The sequence below is a fragment of the Sphingomonas sp. ABOLH genome (assembly GCF_003951715.1).
Classification (GTDB): domain Bacteria; phylum Pseudomonadota; class Alphaproteobacteria; order Sphingomonadales; family Sphingomonadaceae; genus Sphingomonas; species Sphingomonas hankookensis_A.
Map to the genome: position 1 here is coordinate 1 of NZ_QQWV01000023.1, position 20528 is coordinate 20528.

At 68.6% G+C, this 20528-nt stretch carries 17 protein-coding genes; 8 read left to right on the forward strand and 9 right to left on the reverse strand.

Annotated features, from left to right (window positions below):
- Positions 1–174 precede the first annotated feature (174 nt).
- Together CA237_RS11740 and CA237_RS11745 are read left to right on the forward strand one after the other, a co-directional pair.
- Positions 175–480 (forward strand): YraN family protein, encoded by a 306-nt coding sequence (locus CA237_RS11740; RefSeq protein WP_241215487.1) that lies wholly within the window; start codon positions 175–177, stop codon positions 478–480.
- Positions 477–1037, forward strand: coding sequence for a hypothetical protein (locus tag CA237_RS11745; RefSeq protein WP_164523871.1), 561 nt, complete (start codon positions 477–479; stop codon positions 1035–1037). Before CA237_RS11740 ends, CA237_RS11745 begins: the two co-directional genes overlap by 4 nt.
- A gap of 200 nt (positions 1038–1237) precedes the next feature.
- On the opposite strand, the gene CA237_RS11750 is transcribed toward CA237_RS11745, so the two are convergent.
- From CA237_RS11750 to CA237_RS11760, 3 genes are read right to left on the reverse strand one after another with little or no spacing between them, the layout of a single operon-like run.
- The gene (locus tag CA237_RS11750; RefSeq protein ID WP_126014180.1) at positions 1238–2119 is read right to left on the reverse strand and encodes a type II secretion system protein GspK; all 882 of its coding nucleotides are present in this window, start codon (positions 2117–2119) and stop codon (positions 1238–1240) included.
- Positions 2116–2649, reverse strand: a complete 534-nt coding sequence (locus tag CA237_RS11755) for a type II secretion system protein GspJ (protein WP_126014182.1) — start codon at positions 2647–2649, stop codon at positions 2116–2118. The genes CA237_RS11750 and CA237_RS11755 overlap by 4 nt, the downstream gene beginning before the upstream one ends.
- On the reverse strand, positions 2646–3659 hold the full coding sequence (locus tag CA237_RS11760; RefSeq protein WP_126014184.1) for an ABC transporter substrate-binding protein: 1014 nt from the start codon (positions 3657–3659) through the stop codon (positions 2646–2648). Before CA237_RS11760 ends, CA237_RS11755 begins: the two co-directional genes overlap by 4 nt.
- Here CA237_RS11760 and gspN point away from each other — a divergent pair.
- Entirely contained in the window at positions 3659–4369 is a 711-nt protein-coding gene (gene gspN / locus CA237_RS11765; protein WP_241215482.1) for a type II secretion system protein N, read from the forward strand. The two genes, CA237_RS11760 and gspN, sit on opposite strands and share 1 nt — an antisense overlap.
- Before the next feature lie 154 nt (positions 4370–4523).
- Here gspN and CA237_RS11770 read toward each other — a convergent pair whose 3' ends face one another.
- Complete coding sequence (locus tag CA237_RS11770; RefSeq protein WP_126014186.1) at positions 4524–4925, reverse strand: HIRAN domain-containing protein; 402 nt, start codon at positions 4923–4925, stop codon at positions 4524–4526.
- The gene (locus CA237_RS11775) at positions 4918–5655 is read right to left on the reverse strand and encodes an alpha-ketoglutarate-dependent dioxygenase AlkB (RefSeq protein ID WP_241215483.1); all 738 of its coding nucleotides are present in this window, start codon (positions 5653–5655) and stop codon (positions 4918–4920) included. The genes CA237_RS11770 and CA237_RS11775 overlap by 8 nt, the downstream gene beginning before the upstream one ends.
- On the opposite strand from CA237_RS11775, the gene CA237_RS11780 reads away from it, so the two are divergent.
- A complete protein-coding gene (locus CA237_RS11780) occupies positions 5644–6099 on the forward strand; it encodes an NUDIX domain-containing protein (RefSeq protein ID WP_066688305.1) in 456 nt (151 codons plus the stop codon). The two genes, CA237_RS11775 and CA237_RS11780, sit on opposite strands and share 12 nt — an antisense overlap.
- Positions 6100–6648: 549 nt before the next feature.
- On the opposite strand, the gene araD1 is transcribed toward CA237_RS11780, so the two are convergent.
- A complete protein-coding gene (araD1, locus tag CA237_RS11790) occupies positions 6649–7635 on the reverse strand; it encodes an AraD1 family protein (protein WP_126014190.1) in 987 nt (328 codons plus the stop codon).
- Between the two features lie 10 nt (positions 7636–7645).
- The gene (locus tag CA237_RS11795) at positions 7646–8935 is read right to left on the reverse strand and encodes a sugar MFS transporter (RefSeq protein ID WP_241215484.1); all 1290 of its coding nucleotides are present in this window, start codon (positions 8933–8935) and stop codon (positions 7646–7648) included.
- 247 nt (positions 8936–9182) lie between these two features.
- On the opposite strand from CA237_RS11795, the gene CA237_RS11800 reads away from it, so the two are divergent.
- The 3 genes from CA237_RS11800 (at position 9183) to CA237_RS11810 (ending at position 14591) form a co-directional block, all read left to right on the forward strand.
- Positions 9183–10973: an IlvD/Edd family dehydratase gene (locus tag CA237_RS11800; protein ID WP_066688297.1), complete on the forward strand. Its 1791-nt coding sequence runs from the start codon at positions 9183–9185 to the stop codon at positions 10971–10973.
- A 373-nt stretch (positions 10974–11346) separates the two neighbouring features.
- Positions 11347–12762, forward strand: a complete 1416-nt coding sequence (locus tag CA237_RS11805) for a DUF4139 domain-containing protein (protein ID WP_126014194.1) — start codon at positions 11347–11349, stop codon at positions 12760–12762.
- Positions 12763–12905: 143 nt separating this feature from the next.
- A complete protein-coding gene (locus CA237_RS11810) occupies positions 12906–14591 on the forward strand; it encodes a hypothetical protein (RefSeq protein WP_126014196.1) in 1686 nt (561 codons plus the stop codon).
- 350 nt (positions 14592–14941) lie between these two features.
- Here CA237_RS11810 and CA237_RS11815 read toward each other — a convergent pair whose 3' ends face one another.
- Together CA237_RS11815 and CA237_RS11820 are read right to left on the reverse strand one after the other, a co-directional pair.
- A complete protein-coding gene (locus CA237_RS11815) occupies positions 14942–18337 on the reverse strand; it encodes an acyl-[ACP]--phospholipid O-acyltransferase (RefSeq protein WP_232307854.1) in 3396 nt (1131 codons plus the stop codon).
- Positions 18338–18445: 108 nt separating this feature from the next.
- The gene (locus CA237_RS11820; RefSeq protein ID WP_066688293.1) at positions 18446–20116 is read right to left on the reverse strand and encodes an MFS transporter; all 1671 of its coding nucleotides are present in this window, start codon (positions 20114–20116) and stop codon (positions 18446–18448) included.
- A 77-nt stretch (positions 20117–20193) separates the two neighbouring features.
- On the opposite strand from CA237_RS11820, the gene CA237_RS11825 reads away from it, so the two are divergent.
- On the forward strand, positions 20194–20505 hold the full coding sequence (locus CA237_RS11825; protein WP_126014198.1) for a DUF167 domain-containing protein: 312 nt from the start codon (positions 20194–20196) through the stop codon (positions 20503–20505).
- Positions 20506–20528 lie beyond the last annotated feature (23 nt).

Genomic DNA, 20528 nt, shown 5'->3' on the forward strand with positions numbered 1-20528 from the left:
TGTCTTTGTCGCTGGTCACGATTCTTTCCGTTGGTCCGTCGGAGGCGCGACCATTCGTTGCCCTCCTCTGCCGCCGGGTCGAGAGGACGTGACTATGATGCGGCGGCGGCCAGGCCAGCCCCTCCCTTCCAGCCCCCCCCTCCCGCCGACGATGCCGGCCGCCGCGGCGAACGCATCGCCGGCTGGTGGCTGCGCCTGAAAGGCTGGCGCATCCTCGCCCGCCGCGTCCGCACCAAGGCCGGCGAAGTCGACCTGATCGCCAGGCGCGGCAATGTCGTCGCCTTCGTCGAGGTAAAGACCCGAGCGACCACCGCCGACCTCGACCACGCCATCGACGAACGCCGCCTCGCCCGCGTGGCAGCAGCGGCGGAAATACTCGCGCCGACCTATGCGGAAGGCTGCGATGTGCGCATCGACGTCATCCTCCTCGCACCGCGGACCCCGCCCCGCCATATCGAGAATGCGTGGATTGGCTATTGAGCGATGTCGCGACGCTCGTCCAAAAGCAGACGTATCAGCGGCAAGGCAGAGTTGCTTGTAACCCGGCACTCCCGCATTATCCCGAGATGGGAAGACTTCGCGGCGCTCAATATGCTTTGGCGGCAATCCTTGCCGGAGGCTGCTCCAACGGCCCTGTCGTACCCGTGGCTGATAGCAAAATTTCTGTCAATGTTAGCTCGAACTTTAGCGGGAGCGAGTGGATAGTCACCGTTCGCAATCAATTTGGCAGCGCTTCAGACACTATTTTTGCTGTTAACGATCATAGGAGGAGCAATATTTATCTGACACCAGCCCGCCAGCTTGTGGTAATCGAACAGGGTGGCGGGGATGCTTTTTTTGCTTTGCCTGATGACAGTCCACCCGAAGCACTAACGGAGCGCCGGGAAAGGGAGCGTGACACGGAGTCGCAGCGTTGGAGATATTTGGGCGTAATCAAGGGGGATGTGTTCTACCCTGACCTAGCGGAGTGCATCGCTTTACTAGGCGAGGGCAGTTCGGAATATCGGCGTCAATATCAGGCCCCAAGCTTCTGCTAGGCACGCGATTCGGGAGTTGCCGAATGAGCGCGCGGCAGCTTTCCCCCGTAGCTGGCCATTCCCGCTTTCCTACAGTCGCCAGGCCTGCGATCATCCTCGCTGGCCGCCCACCGCCCCCGCTCTTTGACACCGCCGCTCGGCCCCAAATCGCCCTGCTCACGACAAGCGCACGAGTGTGAACTTAGTGAACTTTGGCCACCCTACCCGCCAAACCCCGGCACCTCCGGCGGGATCGCCGCATTGCGCCACCGCTCCACCGGCACCGCAACCGGCACCGACTGCGCCCCCTCCTTCCGCTCGACCCGCTGGATCAGCGTCGCGCCCTGCTGCACCGTGCCGCCGATCGTCGCGCGGGTGCGGACCCAGAAATGGTCGGACTTGAACCGCGTGCCGCCGGGCAGCGTCACGTCCTCGCGCGTCAGGTCGTCCTTCGACAGATAGCCCTGCCGGTTGCGGATCGCGACCAGCCGCCCGGCCTTGTCGGGATCGAACAGCACCGCCATCAATTCGGGCGTCGCCGCGTTCAGGTTGATCGCGGTATCGCCCGGCAGCGCGGTCACCATCCGCGCCAGCAGCTGCGCCTGTTCGGGGGGCAGGAACACCGCCAGCGGGCGCAGGTCCTGCACCGGCCCGCGCTCGCGGATCAGCGCGATGGCGGCGACCGCCTTTGCCTCCTCGATCCCCGCCGCCTTGGCGATACGCAGGAACAGCAGCTGCGGGATCGGGTCCAGCTCGCGCCGCACCGAATTGACGTTGAAGCGCCCCTCGGCATCGGCAATCGCCAGGTCGAAACGGCCGCCTTCGATCGCGATGCCATTCTCGCTGATCGCGCCCCAGGGTTCGCCCGGATAGTCCGCCTCGGGCGCCACCCGCGCGTCGCGTTGCAGCGCGGAGAGCGCCGACAGCTCGCCCCCGCGCACGATCGCCAGCGCCCGCGCCGCCTCGCGCGAGCGGATCGAGCGGTCGAGCGCCACCTCCTCGCGGTTGATCATCAGCAGGACGAGCCCGCTGGCAATCGCCACGAACATCAGCACGTTGACCAGGATCATGCCCTGCTCACGCTCCGGCACCCGCGCGCTCATGTCGTCTTCGCCGCGATCGGCAGCGTCACGATCCGCCGCAGATTGCCCCCGCCCGGCCCGCCGACCTGCAACTCGACCACCACCGCGCGCGGCCAGTCGAGCGCGCGGTCGGGTGCCGGCGGCCAGCTGTCGCGCCATCCGCCATCGAAATAGCGCCAGCGCGCCGCGCTCACCTGATCCAGCACCAGCTGCGCGCGCCCGTCGACCACCCGCTGCAACTGCCCGTCGGCCACGCGATACCCGACGCCGATCGGCGGCCCGCCGACACCGGGCGCACTCCGCCGGAACCGCAGGCCCGCACCGTCGCCGCCCATCGGCCCCGGCGCGATCTGGTCGAGGTCGCTGGAGATCACCACCATCGCGCGCTGCAGGTCGGCGACCCGGTCCAGCCGCGCCTCGGTCCGTCCGTCCACCCCGATCACGCTGTCGACCAGCGCCAGCCCCGCCACCGCGATCAGCGCGAACAGCCCCAGCGAGATCATCAGTTCGAGCAGGGTGAAGCCACCCTCCCCGGCGCGCGGCCGGCTCATGCCCCGCGGCTCTCCGCCACCTTGTCGTACACCCCGTTGGTCGGCACCAGGATCGCGAAGTCGCGCGCGCAGCTGCCGTCCGAACGGAAGCGCACCGGCCCGGTCACCCCGTCGAACCCGGCCTCGCGCAGCACCCCCTCGCGCGTCATCTGATCCGCCTCGCGCAGTACCTTGGCGATCAGCGCCGCGTCGTTGCCCAGCGCCGCAATCGCGCCCGGCCGTCCGCCGTTGCGCGCGGCATAGGCGCTGGCAAAGCTCGCGAATTTCGCCGGATCGGGGCTGGCGATCCACGCCCCCTCCAGCGCGGTCAGCGCATCGGGGCGATAATCGAGCGTCTGCATCGTCGCCAGCAGCTGCATCCCCCGGTTCTTCAGGACCGGCGCGATCGCCACCGCCGAACCGGGCACGAACGCCGCATCGCCCTCGACGTCCGGGGGGATGGTGCCGCCAGTCACCGGCACGATCGTCAGCCCCAGATCGGCCTCGCTCGCCCGCGCCGCCGCGACCGATGCCTGCGACCATGGCGTGCCGTCATCGACCGCCACCACCCGCCGCACGCCGCGCGACCGGGCATAGCCGAGGATCGCCGCCGTCGCCTGTGCCGGGGTAATCCCGAACACGAAGGCCGACCCGCCGCGCGCCGCCGCGTCGTTGGTCAGCGCCACGACCGGCACGCCGACCGCGCCGGCCACCGCCCGCGTCTCCGCCGCCGACAACGGCCCCAGCAGCATCGCCGCCCCGCGCTTCACCGCCGCGCGCGCCGCACTCGCCGCGCCGGCCGCCGTGCCGCCGGTATCGAGTACGGTGAGCGCGCCCGCGTCGCTTTCGGCAAGCATCGCCGCATTGCGTATGCTAAGGCCCAGCGCCGCGCGGTCTCCGGTCAGCGGAACCAGCAACGCGGCGGAGCGCTTGCTCCGTTTCGCAGCCATCAGGGGGGACGCGACCGATGCCAACGACGACAGCAGCACCGCATCGCGAACCAGTCCGAGCGTCGAGCGCCGCGATCGCATTGTCGAGTCCTTCCCGCTTACAGGCACGGCGGCGTAGTATCCGCTTCGCCGCGCTCGGCATAGCCTCGTTCGCGGTCGCGATGATCGTCACCCTGCCTGCCAGCCTGATCGCCGGCAACACCGACTGGCGCAGCGGCGTCGGCGGCACGGTCTGGAATGGCGAGGTCGGCATTGCCGGCGGCAGCCGCCTCGAATGGCATTTCGCGCCGCTTCGCAGCCTGACCAGCCTCGGCTTCGCGGTCGACTGGACCGCGACCGGCGCCGACACCGATCTCGGCGGACAGGCGCTGCTCCGCCCCGGCGGCGTGCGGCTCGACCGGGTCAGCGGATCGGCCGACGCCTCGCTGCTGTCCGCGCTTCAGCCCAACCTGCCCTTCGCCTGCGATTCGACGTGGCAGGTCGATCTGCCGGTCCTCTCGACCATCGCCGGATCGGCCATGGCCGATGGCCGCATCGCGATCGATCCGGGCACCTGCACGACCAAACCCGGCAACGTCGCCACGCCGACCCCCGCCCTGCTGCTGACCGCCGAGCATATCGGCACCGAGACCCGCGTCCGCCTCGTCCCCGCCGACCAGCGCCGCCGGACGCTGATGGACGCGACGATCAACGAGGACGGCACGCTGCGCTTCGCCCTGACCGGGGACGGCGCGGCGGTGCTGCCCTTCGCGGGCATCCCGGCGGGCGCGAGCGTGCAGGGGAGTTTCTAGGTCCCCTTCTCCTTCTCCACCCCGTTTGGTTCGAGCAGCTTCGAGCTTGTCGAGAAGCGCCTGTCGAGAACGACTACCCAGCGGAACCCCGTTCTCGACACGCGCTCTCGACAGGCTCGATCGCTGCTCGAACCAAACGGGAGCGGAAGTAGACTTACTCCCACTCCTCCGGCCAAACCTCGTCCGGCCAGAACTCCGGCTCCGCATCCTCTCCGACCTCCCGCACCGCCGGCACCACCGGCACCACCGGCACCGCGCCGTCGAACGCGACCCGCACCGCCGCGCCCATCGGCGTCGCCTGCTGGAACACCGCCGCCACCTCGCGCCCCTGGCGCAGCATCGCGCCGATCCATGCCGCGCGGTCGGCGGTTAGATAGCCGATCTGCACCCCCCGCGCGCTGACCACCATCACCGCGTTGGGATCGACCGGGTTGCGCGGTTCGGGGACCAGCGTGACGCCCTCGCCCGGCGAGCAGAGCAAAATCTCGAACCGCCGATTGCCGCCGCCACGATTGGGATGGTCGGCGCCGACCACATGCAGGCTGAGTTCACGCAAGCCCGATCTCCCGCCGGAACCGCTCGGTCAGGCTGCGAAAGGTGATCGACCAGCGCGTCGCCGCCATCGGCGCGATGCCATGTTCCCAGTCCCACCGCGCCTCGCCGGTCAGGTGATACGCGTCGCCCGCCGCCAGCGCCTGCGCGAACCGGTCGAACCCGTCCGCCCGCCGCCGCCGGAACCGCAGCGTCGCCGGCGCACCGATCGACAGCCCGACGACATGCTCGAACACCGGCCGGTCGCGATGCCACCCGATCCCGGCGCCGGCATCGTAGCGGATCAGCAGCGCCTGCACGAGCGCATCGGCCGGCACGCCGGCAAAGCCCGCCGCAATGTCGCGCACCGCCAACAGCCAGTCGGGCATCGGTTCGGCCTGTCCCACCCGGCCCGCCTCGAAATCATAATGCCAGCCATAGGAGGCGGTCAGGCGCAGGCCGGTCCATTGCTGGAACCGGAACGGGGTGAGCGGCGCGCCATCGATCGCCTCGGCCAAAGCAGCCAACCGGCCCTCCGGCAACACGCCCGGCGCATGGGTGAGTCCGGGCAATGCCGGCGCGGCGGCGAACAGGTCGAACTGCGTCATCCGCGTCGAACCGGCGTCGGAAAAGGTGCGAAACGGTCCGATGACATGGCCATGGAACGCAACATGGGTCGGCGGCGTCTGTCCATCAACAATCGGCGACGGATACGATCGCCGGCCAGGAACAGGGACCGTTTCATGCCCCAGCATAGCGCAGGCATCCTGCTCTATCGCCGCACGCCCAGCCCGGCGGTGCTGCTCGTCCATCCCGGCGGCCCTTATTGGGCGCGGCGGCAGGTCGGCGCGTGGCAGATTCCCAAGGGCCAGGTCGAGCCGGACGAAGCGGTCGAGGACGCCGCCCGGCGCGAAGTCGCCGAGGAACTGGGCGTCGCGGTCGTCGCGCCGCTCGCGCCCCTGGGCACGGTGCGGCAGGCGGGTGGCAAGTCGGTGTCGGCCTTCGCCGCCGAACAGGATGTCGACACCCATGCGATCACCAGCATGACCTTCGAACTGGAATGGCCGCCCCGCAGCGGCAGGCGCAGGAGCTTCCCCGAAGTCGACGCGGCTAGGTGGATGCCGGTCGCCGAGGCCCGGATGATGATGCTGAAGAGCCAGCTGCCGCTGCTCGACCGGATCGAGCCGCTGCTGGGATAGCCCCCCCCCACCTCACGCACCCCAACCGTTCGGTTCGAGCAGCTTCGAGCCTGTCGAGAAGCGTCCGTCGAGAACGCAGAGTTTAAGGCACCCCCTTCTCGACTACGGTTCTCGACAAGCTCGAACCTGCGCTCGAAGCAAACGGAAGGGGGCGTGGGGGAGAAAAGCAGAAACGGATAGGAAAGACGGGCAGCAATTCAGGCGAGCGTGGGTAGCGAGCAGTGCGCGTTGGTGGCGAGCGGCGCGCGACGAGCGGCAAGCAGCAGGCGACGAGCGACGAGCGGCGAGCGGCAAGCGGCAAACCTCGAACGCGCCCCCGCCCCAACCGTCATTCCCGCGAAGGCGGGAATCCATACACGCCACCGTCTCGGCAAACCCGCAACGCCAGCACCAATGGACCCCCGCCTCCGCAGGAGTGACGAACGCAAGGAGGCGCCCCCGCACACCCCCACCCGTCATCCCGGCGAAAGCCGGGATCCACGGAAACGGCCCGCTCACGCCTCCATCGAAACCACCCGAAACAACGCCCCCCGGGCCAACGAAAGCCCCTTACAGAACCCTGACCGCCACCGGCACCGCATCCGCCCGCGTCAACCGGTTCCTGAGCGGCAGGGTAAACGGCGCCGCCTGAATCTCGAACACATCGCCCTCTTCCGTCCGCACCCCATCGGCAAAGGACAGCGTCGCCGTCCCGAAGAAGTGGACGTGAATGTCCCCCGGCCGGCGGAAAAGCGCATATTTGAAGTGATGATGCTCGAGGTTGCCCAAGCTGTGCGACATGTTCGCCTCGCCCGACAGGAACGGCTTTTCCCAGATCGTCTCGCCGTTCCGCACGATGCGGCTCGTCCCCTCGACATGCTCGGGCGGCGTGCCGACCAGGAGTTCCGGCCCGAGCGATGCCTGGCGCAGCTTGCTGTGCGCCAGCCACAGATAATTGTGCCGCTCGGTCACATGGTCCGAAAACTCGTTGGCTAGCGCAAGGCCGATGCGGTGCGGCGTGCCGTCGCTGCCGATGACATAGATGCCCGCCAGCTCCGGCTCCTCGCCGCCGTCCTGCGCGAAATGCGGCATGGTGAAGTCGCCGCCCGGCGCCACCATCTGCCCGCCATCGCCCTTGTAGAACCATTCGGGCTGCTGCCCGACCTGACCCTCGGCGGGCTTGCCGCCCTCGACCCCTTCGAGGAACATCCGCATCGAATCGGTCTGCGTCGTCGCCTCGGCGGCGGCGCGGTGCATCTTGTCGCGCCCTTCGGCCGATCCGAGATGGGTCAGGCCGGTGCCGGTCATGATGACATGCGCCGGGTCCTCATGGTCGATCGGCGATCCGATGGCACCGGCGTCGAGCAGCTGGGCGATATCGACCGCCTCGCCCTGCCCCAGCGCCGCGACCTCGTCGGCGATGCTGTGGCCGGCATCGATCGCGCGCAGCGCCAGCACGCGGATGCTGTCGACGCCGGGCACGACATGCGCCCCCGCATCGGTCGCGGCGATCACGGCGCGCGTCGGTGCGACGCGCTGCAACAGGCGGAGAGTCATCGGAATTTCCTTATGCAAAGACGTCGTTGTCGGCGGGGACGTCGTCGATCGGGTTGGTCACCTTCGATCCCCACACGGCATAGAACAGGATGTACAGCTCGCACACGGCGGTCAGCAGGAACGACCATTGCAGGCCGTAGCGGTCGGCCAGCCAGCCCTGCACCACCACCAGCGCACCGCCGGCGATCGCCATGATCAGCAGCCCCGACCCTTCCTCGGTCAGCGGCCCCAGCCCCTTGATGCCCAGCGAAAAGATCGTCGGGAACATGATCGAATGGAACAGCCCGACCAGGATCAGCGACCACATCGCCGCCGGCCCCGACAGGAAGGTGGCGCCCAGCATCACGACGAACGCCCCGATCGAAAAGAAGGCGAGCACCTTTTCCGCCGCGATCTTCTGCATCAGCAGCGAACCGGCGAAGCGGCCGACCATCATCCCGCCCCACAGCAGCGCCAGGTAGCGCGACGCCTCCGCCTGGGTGATGTTGGCGATATCGCGCTGCGAGACGAAGTTGATGAACAGGTTGGCGACGCCGATCTCGGCGATCAGGTAGATGAAGATCGCCGGCACGCCGAACACCAGGTTGCGGTGGTTCCACAGCGAATGCTTCTTGCGTTCCTCCTTGGCGACGCGGCTGGTCGCCGATCCCATCGCGGGCAGCGGGAATCGGGCGATCACGACCGCCAGCACGACCAGCACGCCTGCGACCAGCACATAGGGCAGGATCACCGACTGCGCGTCGGCCAGCCGCTCCGCCTGCGTGAGCACGCGATCCTGCGTCGTGCCGCCGACCGAGCGACCGAGGATCAGATAGCCGGCAAAGATCGGCGCGAGCGTGGTGCCGAGCGAATTGAACGCCTGCACCAGGTTCAGCCGCGACGATCCCGTCTCGGGCGGGCCGATGACGGTGACATAGGGATTGGCCGCGACCTGCAGCAGCGTGATGCCGCTGGCGATCACGAACAGCATGACCAACGTCACGCCATAGGACGGCAGGCTGGCCGCCAGCACCATGCCGAGCGACCCGGCTGCCATCACCAGCAGCCCGACGACCAGCGACTTTTGATACCCGATTCGCTCGATCAGCTTGGCCGAGGGGATCGACGCGACGAAATAGGCGATGAACCACACGCTCTCGATCAGCGTCGTCTGGGTATAGTTCAGGTCGAACACGCTGCGCAGATGCGGCAGCAGCGTGTTGTTGATGACGGTGATGAAGCCCCACATGAAGAACAGGCTGGCGAGCAGCGTCAGCGCGGGGGCGTAGCTGGCCCCGGCGGGAGCGGACGTGCTCCCCACGGAGCGCGCGGAAATCGGGGCCGGCATCTCAGGTCTTCTCCCTCTTGTGTCGGCATCGCGGGACGGTTTGTTCCGTCGCATCGCTTGCCCTAATGCATTTTGTCTGACTATATAGGCCAACGCACGGCGTCAACGGCGGTGAGGGGGGAGAAGGCGGGGATCGGTCCGGGATACCGGATCGCGGCCGCCGGACGCCCCGCCCTGCCCGAGATGCCTTGTGCCCACCCCCTGGTGAACCGGAACTTCGATGACCGACATGCCCCCCCTGCGCAGCCGTGCGTGGTTCGACAATCCCGACAATATCGACATGACGGCGTTGTATATCGAACGGTATCTGAACTTCGGTTTGAGCCAGGAGGAGCTGCAATCGGGCAAGCCGATCATCGGTATCGCCCAGACCGGCAGCGACCTGTCGCCCTGCAACCGCCACCACCTCGTGCTCGCCGAACGCCTGCGCGAAGGCATCCGCGAAGCGGGCGGCATCGTGCTGGAATTCCCGGTCCATCCGATCCAGGAAACCGGCAAGCGCCCGACCGCGGGGCTCGACCGCAACCTCGCCTATCTCGGGCTGGTCGAGGTGCTCTACGGCTATCCGCTCGACGGCGTGGTGCTGACCATCGGCTGTGACAAGACGACGCCGGCGATGCTGATGGGCGCCGCGACGGTGAACATCCCGGCCATCGCGCTGTCGGTCGGCCCGATGCTGAACGGCTGGCACAAGGGCGAGCGCACCGGGTCGGGCACGATCGTGTGGAAGGCGCGGCAGATGCTGGCCGCCGGAGAGATCGACAACAAGGAATTCATCCGCCTCGTCTCCTCCTCCGCGCCGTCCACCGGCTATTGCAACACGATGGGCACCGCGACGACGATGAACAGCCTTGCCGAGGCGCTCGGCATGCAGCTGCCCGGCTCCGCCGCGATCCCCGCCCCGTATCGCGACCGGCAGGAGATCGCGTACCGCACGGGTCTTCGCATCGTCGACATGGTGCGCGAGGACCTGAAGCCCTCCGACATCCTCACCCGGGACGCGTTCCACAACGCGATCAAGGTCAATTCGGCGATCGGCGGCTCGACCAACGCGCCGATCCACCTGGCGGCCATCGCCCGCCATATCGGCGTCGACCTGCCGATCGAGGACTGGCAGGAACAGGGCCACAAGGTCCCGCTGCTGGTGAACCTGCAACCCGCCGGCGAATATCTGGGCGAGGATTATTACCGCGCGGGCGGCGTGCCCGCCGTCGTCCGGGAACTGATGGGCGCCGGCCTGATCGCCGAAGACGCGCTGACCGTGAACGGCAAGTCGATCGGCGACAATTGCCGCGACGCCGTGATCGAGGATGAAAAGGTCATCCGCCCCTTCGGCCAGCCGCTCAAGGAAGAGGCCGGCTTCATCGTCCTCAAGGGCAATCTGTTCGACGCGGCGGTGATGAAGACCAGCGTCATCGGCCCCGAATTCCGCGAGCGGTATCTGTCCAACCCCAACGATCCCGAAGCGTTCGAAGGGCCGGCGGTCGTGTTCGACGGGCCGGAGGATTACCACCACCGCATCGACGATCCGGCGCTCGGCATCACCCCCGAAACGCTGATGTTCATGCGCGGCGCCGGGCCGATCGGCTATCCGGGCGCGGCCGAGGTCGTGAACATGCGCCCGCCGGCATATCTGATTACGGAGGGCGTGCACGCGCTCCCCTGCATCGGCGACGGTCGCCAGTCGGGCACGTCGGGCAGCCCATCCATCCTCAACGCCTCGCCCGAAGCGGCGGCGGGCGGCGGCCTCGCGCTGCTGCGCACCGGCGACCGCGTCCGCATCGACCTCGGCAAGGGCCGCGCCGACGTGCTGCTGTCCGACGAGGAACTGGCCGCACGCCGTCAGGAACTGGAAGCCGCCGGCGGCTATCAGTACCCGGCATCGCAGACCCCGTGGCAGGCGATCCAGCGTTCGGTCGTCGGCCAGATGTCGACCGGCGCGATCCTCGAAGGAACAGAGGCGTTCCAGCAGATCGCCCAGACCAGGGGCCTGCCGCGCGACAATCACTAAGCGCAGCCCCCCCCCCGGCCGTTCATGCTGAGTAGCGACTGAGCGAAGTCGAAGGCTCGTATCGAAGCACCTGCGACGGTCCTTCGATACGCCGCTTCGACTTCGCTCAGCGGCTACTCAGGACGAACGGCAGGGTAACACCGTCACCCCACCCACCCCGTTCGGTTCGAGCAGCTTCGAGCTTGTCGAGAAGCGTCCGTCGAGAACTTGCTCGCTTGGGGCAACGCCTTCTCGACTTCGGTTCTCGACAGGCTCGAACCTGCGCTCGAAGCAAACGGAGGGGCCAGGGGGAATAGGTCAAGCGGCGGACACCCCCCGTCTTGCCAACGCAACACTCCCCCGCCACACTCCCCCCAAACAACGGGGGACACACATGAAACCGAACTGGCTGCTGCTGGCGAGCCTCCTCGCCCCCCTGCCCGCACTGGCGCAGGACGCCGCCACCCCGCCCGCCATCGCTCCCTCGGCGCAAGGCGACGTCTCGGTCACCATCTACAATGGCGACGTTGCGCTGATCCAGGACGTCCGAGCGTTGCCGCTGAACACCGGCACGGTGCGACAGGATTTTCCCGACGTCAGCGCACAGATCCGCCCCGAAACCGTCTCGCTCGCCGTGCCCGACGCGCGGATCGTCGAACAGAATTTCGACTTCGACCTGCTCTCCCCCTCCAGCCTGATGGAGAAGGCGGTCGGCGAAACCATCACCCTGCTGCGCACCAACCCCGCGACCGGCGCGGAAACCCGCGAACGCGCCAAGGTGCTGGCGGTGAACGGCGGCGTCGTCCTCCAGATCGGCGAGCGGATCGAGGTACTGCGCGACGACGGCCTGCCGGTCCGCGCGATCTTCGACAAGGTCCCGCCGTCGCTGCGCGCCCGCCCGACGCTGTCGGTGACGCTCGACAGCAGCCGCTCGGGCACCCGAGCGGCAACGCTCTCCTACCTCAGCCGGGGCCTCAGCTGGAAAGCCGATTATGTCGCGCTGCTCGACCGCAAGAGCGGCACGATCGACGTACAGGGCTGGGTGACGCTCACCAACAACACCGGCACCACCTTCACCAACGCGCGCACCCTGTTGGTCGCCGGAGAGGTCGGGTCGGAGGACGACGACAACGACTACCGCCCCCGCCGCCCGCGCCGCCCCCGGCCGGTGATGCAGCCCGGCACCGAAACCGCGAACCGCGAGCAGCTGGGCGATTTCTACCTCTATCCGCTGCCCGAACGCACGACGATCGCCGACAAACAGACCAAGCAGGTCAGCTTCCTCGACGTCAAGGGTGCGGCCGCGACCACCGGCTATCGCTTCGTCAACAACTGGCTCGGCACCACGGAGCAGCCGTCAAGCGCGCAGAGCATCGTGCGGTTCAGCAATGCGGCGAAGGGCGGCCTCGGGGACGCACTACCCGCCGGCACGATCCGCGTCTATATGCGCGACGCGCGCGGCCAGCCGCAATTCACCGGCGAAGCCGCGATCGACCATACGCCGCAAGGGTCGAAGATCGCGCTCGCCACCGGCGACGCCTTCGACGTGAAGGTGCGCGCCGTGGTCGAAAGCCGCACCCGCATCAACGCCAGCCGCTGGCAGACGAAGATGCGCTACACGCTCACCAACGCGACCCCCGCCGCCGTGAGCGTCGAACTGGCGCAGGCCGGGCTCGACTGGACCGACACCCGCATCACCGAACAGAGCCGCCCCAGCGAGCGCAGCGACGCCGGACAGGCGGTGTGGCAGGTGCCGGTCCCGGCCAACGGATCGGCCACCGTCACCGCGACCTTCGACACCCGCTTCTGATGCGCAGGCCGCGCCGGTTGCGACAGGCGAACGACCGCCCGCCCCGCCCATTGCCGTACCCCCGCGCAGGCGGGGATCCAGGGTTGGTTGACGCAGACGCCGGCTGGCTTGGCTCTGCCCCCCCACCTGCGCGGGGATACGCAATGGCAGGGCAGGCTAAGTGGCGCACCGCCCTGACCCTGTCCCTGCTAGCAACCGCCACCACGCCCCTCACGGCACGCGACACCCCACTCACCCGCACCCCGGCGAAGGCCCAGTCGGCGGACGCCGGTGCGGGATCGCAACCCTCACCCCACTGGACCCCGGCCTCCGCCGGGGTGCGGGTCGGCAGCGGCGCGGGCGCCCTCGGCGAAAACCGCCGCATCACCATCACCGACGCCCCGTCACCCACCACCATCACCTCCCCCGCCCCGGCCAGCATCGCCGTCACCCTCTACCGCGCGCCCTATCGCCCCGCGCGCCAGCCGGTCGATGTCCGCAACCCGCAAGGCTATGCGCTGGTCACCGAAACCCGTCGCATCACCCTGCCGCGCGGTCGCGCCGTGCTCCGATTCGAAGGGGTCGCGGGCGGCATCATCCCCGTCAGCGCGGTCGTCGACGGTCTGCCCGGCGGCACGGTCGAAAAGAACCGCGACGCCCGCCTCCTTTCGCCCGCCGCCTTGGTCGACGGCACGCTCGGCAACCGCGTGACGCTGCGCCGCACCGACCGCGCGAGCGGCGTGATGCGCGACGAGGAGGCGACGATCCTGTCCGGCCCGACCGGCGGCGTGGTCGTCCGCACGCCCAACGGCGTGGAGGCGCTCGGCTGCGCGGGCCTCGCCGACAGCCTGAAATATGCGCGCGTGCCCGCCGACCTCGCCGCCAAGCCGGTCCTGAGCGTCACCACCGACAGCCCGTCGCGCCGCACCGTTACCGTGCGCCTGTCCTATCTCGCCACCGGCTTCGACTGGTCGGCCAGCTATGTCGGCACGCTCAGGGGCGACCGACTCGACCTGTTCGCGTGGACCACGCTCGCCAACGGCAATGCGGAGGGGTTCGCCGATGCCGAGGTGCAGGTCGTTGCCGGGCGGCTGAACCGGCAATGGGTCGCCCCGCTCGAAGCGGCGGCGACCCGGCTGCAACTGCGCTGCTATCCGCTCGGCACGACGACCTCCGATCTACAGATGCGGACGTTCGAGGCGGCCGAAGAGATCATCGTGACCGGCGCGCGCATGGGCATCCCCCCACCGCCGCCGCCGCCGATGGTGGTCGAGACACCGGCACCGCCGGCACCGCCCGCCCCGGAAAATCTGGGCGACGTGAAGCTCTACCGCGTGCCCGGCCGCGCCACCGTCGCGACAAAGGGCCAGAAGCAGGTCGCGCTGCTGCGGCAGGACGGCGTCGCCTATAGCCGCGTCTATCGCCGCCGCGTGGCCGTAGCCCAGCCGATCGAGGCCGGCGCGGTCGACATCGTGCTGCGCGTCCGCAACGAAAAGGCCGACGGTCTCGGCATCCCGCTCCCCGCCGGCACCACCGCGCTCTACGCCGCGCATGGTGACACGTCGCTGCTGGTCGGCACCGGCACGATGACCGACCGGGCGGAAGGCGAAACGCTGCTGATCGGCGCCGGCACCAGCCGGCAGGTGCTCGTCACCCAGACCCCGCTCCCCAACCAGTCCGCCCGCCTGACCGTCACCAACACCCGCGCCGTGCCGGTCGATGTCGAACTGCCGATCGGCTATCCCGGCGGGAAGGTGGAAGCCGCCGGGCTGGAGCGGATCGACGGCATCATGACCTGGCGGGTGACGGTCGCCCCCGGTGACACCGCAACGCTCGACTATCGGTATTGAAGACTGCCTTTTCGTCACCCCGGGCTTGACCCGGGGTCCCGCTTCTTCTTCGGCGGTGCCGGTTAAAATCGGCACCCCACGACAAAGAAAACCGTTCAGTTCGAGCAGCTTCGAGCCAGTCGAGAAGCGTCCGTCGAGAACCCGGCCCCACCCTTTCCTACAACGGAACACGGTGCCAAACTCCACCCCGCTCCTTCTCATCGTCCCCGCCCCCTCATCGCCACCCCATACCGGCGACAAACACACAAAGCGTCAACTTCCAGCGCAAAGGTTACACCCAACCCTTTGAAATAAAACGAAACCACCCCCGACAAAAACCGAACGCACCGCAACCTTCGCCAACTTCCGCGCTACCCGGCGGCCATCGCCCCCATCGTCACATAATCCAGCTTCCCCGTGCCCAGCACCGGCAGCGCATCCACCATCCGCACGTCGCGCGGCAGCGCCAGTTCGGACACCCCGTTCGCCCGGCCCCACGCCGACAGCTCTCCCGCCGCCGCCCCGGCCTGCGTCGTGAACAGCACCAGCTGCTCGCCCTTCCTCGCATCCGGTCGGGTCACCACCGCATGTTCCGCCCCCGGCCAGACCTTCGCCGCATAGCCCTCGACCGCCGGCAACGACACCATCTCGCCGCCGATCTTGGCGAAGCGCTTGGCCCGCCCGCGGATCGTGACGAACCCCGCCTCGTCGATCGTCACGATGTCGCCGGTATCGTGCCAGCCCTCCTCCGGCGGCTGTACCACGCCCGGCGCCTCGACCTTCAGATACCCCGCCATCACGTTCGCCCCCCGGATCGCCAGCCTTGCGCCCTCCGCGATCCCCGGCACCGGCTCCAGCCGCGCCTCGATCCCCGGCAGCAGCCGCCCGACGCTCCCCGCCTTGAAGTGCATCGGCGTGTTGACCGCGATCACCGGCGCCGCCTCGGTCGCGCCATAGCCCTCCATGATGCGCAGCCCGAACTTCTCGGCATAGACCGCCCGCGTCTCCGGCCGCACCCGCTCCGCGCCCGCAAAGATGTAGCGCAGCGCATAGAAATCATAGCCATGCGCCATCCGCGCATAGCCCGACAGGAAGGTGTCGGTCCCGAACAGGATTGTCGCATTGGCATCATAGGCCAGCGCCGGCACGATCCGGTAATGCAGCGGGCTGGGATACAGCACCGTCTTCACCCCCGACAGCACCGGCAGCAACGTACCCCCGGTCAACCCGAAGCTGTGGAATACCGGCAGCGCGTTCAGTACCACGTCCGCCCGGTTGAAATCGATCCGCGACGACAGCTGCAGACAGTTGCTCAGCAGGTTGCGATGGGTCAGCACCACCCCCTTCGGCACCCCCTCCGACCCGCTGGTGAACAGGATGACGGCGGGCGCGTCCGCTGCCACCCGCTGCCGCCGGTGCAACCGCCCCGCCATCCGCGACCGGACCAGCGCCATGATCTTCGCCCCCGCGCCGATCGTCTCCCGGATATCCTCCAGATAGCGGACCTTGATCCCCTCCCCGGCCAGCCCGGCAACGACCTCGCCCAGCTTCGCTTGGCTGACGAATGCCCGCGCGGTGATGACCGTCCGGATCTGCGCCGAGGTGCACGCCGCCCGCAAATTGGCGAGGCCGGCGGTATAGTTCAGCATCGCCGGCACCCGTCCCGTCGCCTGCAACGCGAAGAAGGTGATGACCACCCCATTGACGTTGGGCAGCAACACCCCGACCGCCTCGCCCTTGGCCGTCCCGGCGGCCAGCGGCCGTGCCAGCGCCTGTGTCCCCGTTATCAGCCGGTCATAGGTCAGCGGCACGCGCTGCACATCCTCGACCACGCCCATGTCCGCGCCATGCAGGTGCCGCGCATCGATCAGCGCGTCGTACAGCGTGCGGTCGGTATCCGACGTCGCGAAGATCATCTCGCTCATCACGTCGTACAGCCGCCGCCCGGCAATCGCCCGCCGCTCGCGCGCGCTCATCCCCTCGGGCAGCTGGAACCGGCACGGCGGCAGCACCGTCAACTCGATCTTCGGGAACCAGTGCAGCCGCGCCTTCCCCTTCAGGCGCGAGAAGCGGCTATATTGCGCCCCGTCGATCCTGACCGGCACGATCGGCGCATCGGCGCGGTCGGCGACCATGCCGGGGCCGTCGAAAATCTTCATCAACGCGCCGGTGACGGTGATCCGCCCCTCGGGGAAGATCACCAAAGTCCGCCCCTCGCGCACCGCCTTCACCATCGCCTTGGCCGACATCGGGTTGGTCGGATCGACCGGGAATGCGTCGAACAGTTTCAGCAGCGGCTGCATCCACCACGCCTGCGCGAACCGGCTGTGGATCGCGAAGGTCGGCTTGCCCGGCAGGAACGCCGCCAGCAGCAGCCCGTCGAGGAACGACACATGGTTGACCACCACCACCGCCCGCTCGCCCGGCGCCGGCATGTTCTCGACCCCCGCCACCTCCACGCGATAGGCGATGCGCAGCAGCATCCGCACGACGGACTTGAACACCGTCTCCGGCAACAGCCAGCACGAGATCAGCGCGATCGACAGCGTGGCGAACCCCAGCGCCCCGAAGATGCCCGGCACGCTGCTCCCGCCCGCCAGCATCGCCGTCACCACCGCGACCATCAGCACGGTGACGATCGCGTTGATGACATTGTTCGCCGCGATGATCTGCGAGCGCTTCTCCGGCGCACTCCACGTCTGGAGGATGGCGTAGAGCGGCACCACGAACACCCCGCCCGACAGCGCGATGCCGGCCAGATCGACCAGCAGATGCCAGCTGCCCGGCGTCGCCACGAACGCGGCGATGTCCGCCCCCGGCGTCTCCACTACGAACCGCCCGCTGGTCAGCCACAGGTCGATCAGGAACACCGACAGCCCGATCGCCGCGACCGGCACGTAGCGCGCCGACACCTCGCCCTTCAGCAACCGGTTGACCAGCAGCGACCCCGCCGCGACCGACAGGCTGAACACCGCCAGGAACAGCGTCACCACCTCCGGTGCGGCGTTCAGCGTACCCGCGACCAGCGGCGCGAACTCCGACAGCACGACCGCGCCGACCGAAAAGAACCAGCTGATCCCCAGGATCGCCAGCCACACGCCCCGCCCGCCATGCGCCGCGCGCAGGATCGCCCAGGTGCTGCGAAACGGATTGAGGTCGATCCGCATATCGGGCGCCGCCGACGGCGCGCTCGGCACCGCCAGCGCGGCGAGGAATCCCAGCACCGCGAACCCGAACGCCGCGACACCCGCTTCCCATGGCGGAACGATCCCGCCGACCAGCTGCCCCGTCAGGATCGCGACGAACGTCCCCGCCTCGACTAGCCCTGTCCCGCCCATCAGCTCATGCGCGCGCAAATGCTGTGGTAGGATCGAATATTTGACCGGTCCGAAAATCGTCGAATGCACGCCCATCAGGAACAGGCAGGTCAGCAGTACGGGCACCGATTCGATCCAGAATCCGCCCAGCGCCAGCGCCATGATGGCGATCTCCGCGCCCTTCACCGCTCGGATCAGCCACGCCTTGTTCCACGCATCCGCCATCTGCCCGGCAAGGCCGGAGAACAGGAAATAGGGCAGGATGAACAGGCCGGTCGACACCGTCGCCAGCGTCGCCGCCTTCGCCGGATCGGCGCGGTACAGCGTGAAGTTGGCGAGGAACAGCAACGCGAACTTCAACAGATTGTCGTTCATCGCCGTCAGGAACTGCACGGTAAACAACGGTGCGTAACGACGCCGGGTCAGCAGCGAGAAATCGGGTGCGGACATGCCTTTACCCCAAACGGGTTCAACCTGGGTCCGCGACGCGGACATGCACGCATAGCCGCGCCTCGAACCGTCCGCGTCAAGCTATCATAAAAATAACAGTGTTCAATATCAGTTCGACCGGGTCGGATCGGTCAGCGGATCGGCCATCTCGCGCGGGGTGGACAGACGGCTGATCGGCAGCGATCCGGTCTGGCGCTCGATCATGCGGTGCACGCGTGGCGGACCGTCGCCCCGGTGCAGCGCCAGCAGCGCCTCGCTGTTCGCCCGGTCCGCCTCGGTCCGGCGCTGGTTGTGGCGGATATAGTCGAGCCAGGTCGACACATGATAGCGTTCGATCCACAGCTCGGGATCGTTCAGGTCGCGCAGCAACGCCCAGTGATGCGCCCCGTCGCGCCGCCGGATGCGCCGCCGTTCGTTCATCACGCTCAGGAAGGTCATCACATCCTCCTGCGCGATGCGATAGTCGATCGTGACCACCACCGGGCCGGAGCGCGCCTCCACCGGCACCTCGGTATCCGGCGTCTCCCAGCCGCGCGGGGCGAGATTGGCGGTCTCGATATCGCGCAACGGCAGCCTGAACCCGGCGACGACGCTCAGCATCTGCACCGCGGCCGCCGCCAGCAACGCCTCCTGCACGCCCGACCGTTCGGCGAGCGATCCGAACAGCCAGCTGCCGATGGTCATCCCGCCGAACGCCGACATCTGGTACAGCGCCAGTGCCCGCGCCACGACCCAGCGCGGCGCCGCCATCTGGACCGATACGTTGAAGGTGCTGAGCGCCGACACCCACCCCGCCCCGGCCAGCACCAGCGCGACCAGCGTCAGCGGCAACCACGGGCTGATCGCCACGATCGCCCCGCCGCTTGCCAGCACGGTGGCCGCGACCCGCACCAGCCGCTCCGGGCTCCAGCGCCGCCGCAACCGCACGCTGCCCAGCGCGCCCAGCACCGCACCCGCCCCGAACCCGCCGAGCAGCGCGCCATAGGTCAACGGCCCGCCGGTCACCAGATCGCGCGCGACCAGCGGCATCATCGCCGGCACCGCGCTGGCGGCGATGCCGAACAGGGCGGCGCGCATCAGCACCGTGCGCAGCGACGGCGACATGCGGACGTAGCGAACCCCCGCCGCCATCGCGAGGCCCAGCGTCTCGCGCGGCAGCAGGCGCGGCGCATAGTCCGGCTTCCACCGCGCCAGCACCGCGATCAGCCCGATATAGCTGAGCGCATTGGTCAGGAACGCCGCTGCCGCCCCCGCCGCCGCGACGATCGCCCCGCCTAACGCCGGGCCCACGCTGCGCGCGATGTTGAAGCCCATCGAATTGAGAGCGACCGCGCTGGGCAGGACGCTGCGCGGCACCATGTCGCCGACCGATGCCTGCCACGCCGGCCCGTTGATCGCCGTGCCGCACCCGATCAGAAAGGTGAACGACAGCAGCAGCCATGGGGACAGCCACCCCAGCCACGCGCAGACTGCCAGGGCGACCGACACGGTCAGCATGAAGCTCTGCGCGGCCAGCATCACGCGCCGCCGGTCGAGATTGTCGGCGACCGCCCCGGCCCAGAGCGACAGCAGCATGATCGGCAGCGTGGTCGATGCCTGGACCAGCGCGATCATCTGCGGCGACGCGGCCAGCGACGTCATCATCCACGACGCGCCGACCGACTGGATCAGCCCGCCGAAGTTCGATGCCATCGACGCGATCCAGATGGCGCGAAAGATCGGGATCGACAACGGCGAGCTATGCGTCGCGGTCGCGGTCGTTACGGGTGAGGATGCCATGACGGGTGAATGCGCCGCGCGCCGCTTTGTGCCAAGCGACTTGCATCCTCGGCCGCCGCGACGGCAAGGGTTGGGCGATGCGCGATCCCTTCACCCTCGACACCAACGGCGCCACGCTGACGATCCGCGCCACGCCGAAGGCGTCGAAGACGGCGGTCACCGGCGTCGTGGCGCTGGAAGGCGACACGACCGCGCTCGGCCTGCGGGTGGCCGCCCCGCCGGTCGACGGCGCAGCGAATGACGAGGTGGTGCGCTTCGTCGCGAAGCAGCTGCGGGTCGGGCGAGGATCGGTGACTTTGGTTGCGGGGCAACCTAGCCGGGTGAAAAGGCTGCGGATCGTGGGGAATGTGGTGGCGTTGGAGGCCGCGTTGCGGGCACTCCTGTCTTAATCGTCATTCCCGCACCCTGATCG

Excerpts from the sequence above, each read along its gene's own strand:
- CA237_RS11755 (WP_126014182.1), bottom strand. The coding sequence starts at position 2,649 with ATGAGCCGGCCGCGCGCCGGGGAGGGTGGCTTCACCCTGCTCGAACTG.
- CA237_RS11805 (WP_126014194.1), top strand. The coding sequence starts at position 11,347 with ATGAAACCGAACTGGCTGCTGCTGGCGAGCCTCCTCGCCCCCCTGCCC.
- CA237_RS11780 (WP_066688305.1), top strand. The coding sequence starts at position 5,644 with ATGCCCCAGCATAGCGCAGGCATCCTGCTCTATCGCCGCACGCCCAGC.
- CA237_RS11815 (WP_232307854.1), bottom strand. The coding sequence starts at position 18,337 with ATGTCCGCACCCGATTTCTCGCTGCTGACCCGGCGTCGTTACGCACCG.
- CA237_RS11810 (WP_126014196.1), top strand. The coding sequence starts at position 12,906 with ATGGCAGGGCAGGCTAAGTGGCGCACCGCCCTGACCCTGTCCCTGCTA.
- araD1 (WP_126014190.1), bottom strand. The coding sequence starts at position 7,635 with ATGACTCTCCGCCTGTTGCAGCGCGTCGCACCGACGCGCGCCGTGATC.
- CA237_RS11760 (WP_126014184.1), bottom strand. The coding sequence starts at position 3,659 with ATGCGATCGCGGCGCTCGACGCTCGGACTGGTTCGCGATGCGGTGCTG.
- CA237_RS11825 (WP_126014198.1), top strand. The coding sequence starts at position 20,194 with ATGCGCGATCCCTTCACCCTCGACACCAACGGCGCCACGCTGACGATC.
- CA237_RS11775 (WP_241215483.1), bottom strand. The coding sequence starts at position 5,655 with ATGCTGGGGCATGAAACGGTCCCTGTTCCTGGCCGGCGATCGTATCCG.
- CA237_RS11750 (WP_126014180.1), bottom strand. The coding sequence starts at position 2,119 with ATGAGCGCGCGGGTGCCGGAGCGTGAGCAGGGCATGATCCTGGTCAAC.
- CA237_RS11820 (WP_066688293.1), bottom strand. The coding sequence starts at position 20,116 with ATGGCATCCTCACCCGTAACGACCGCGACCGCGACGCATAGCTCGCCG.
- CA237_RS11800 (WP_066688297.1), top strand. The coding sequence starts at position 9,183 with ATGACCGACATGCCCCCCCTGCGCAGCCGTGCGTGGTTCGACAATCCC.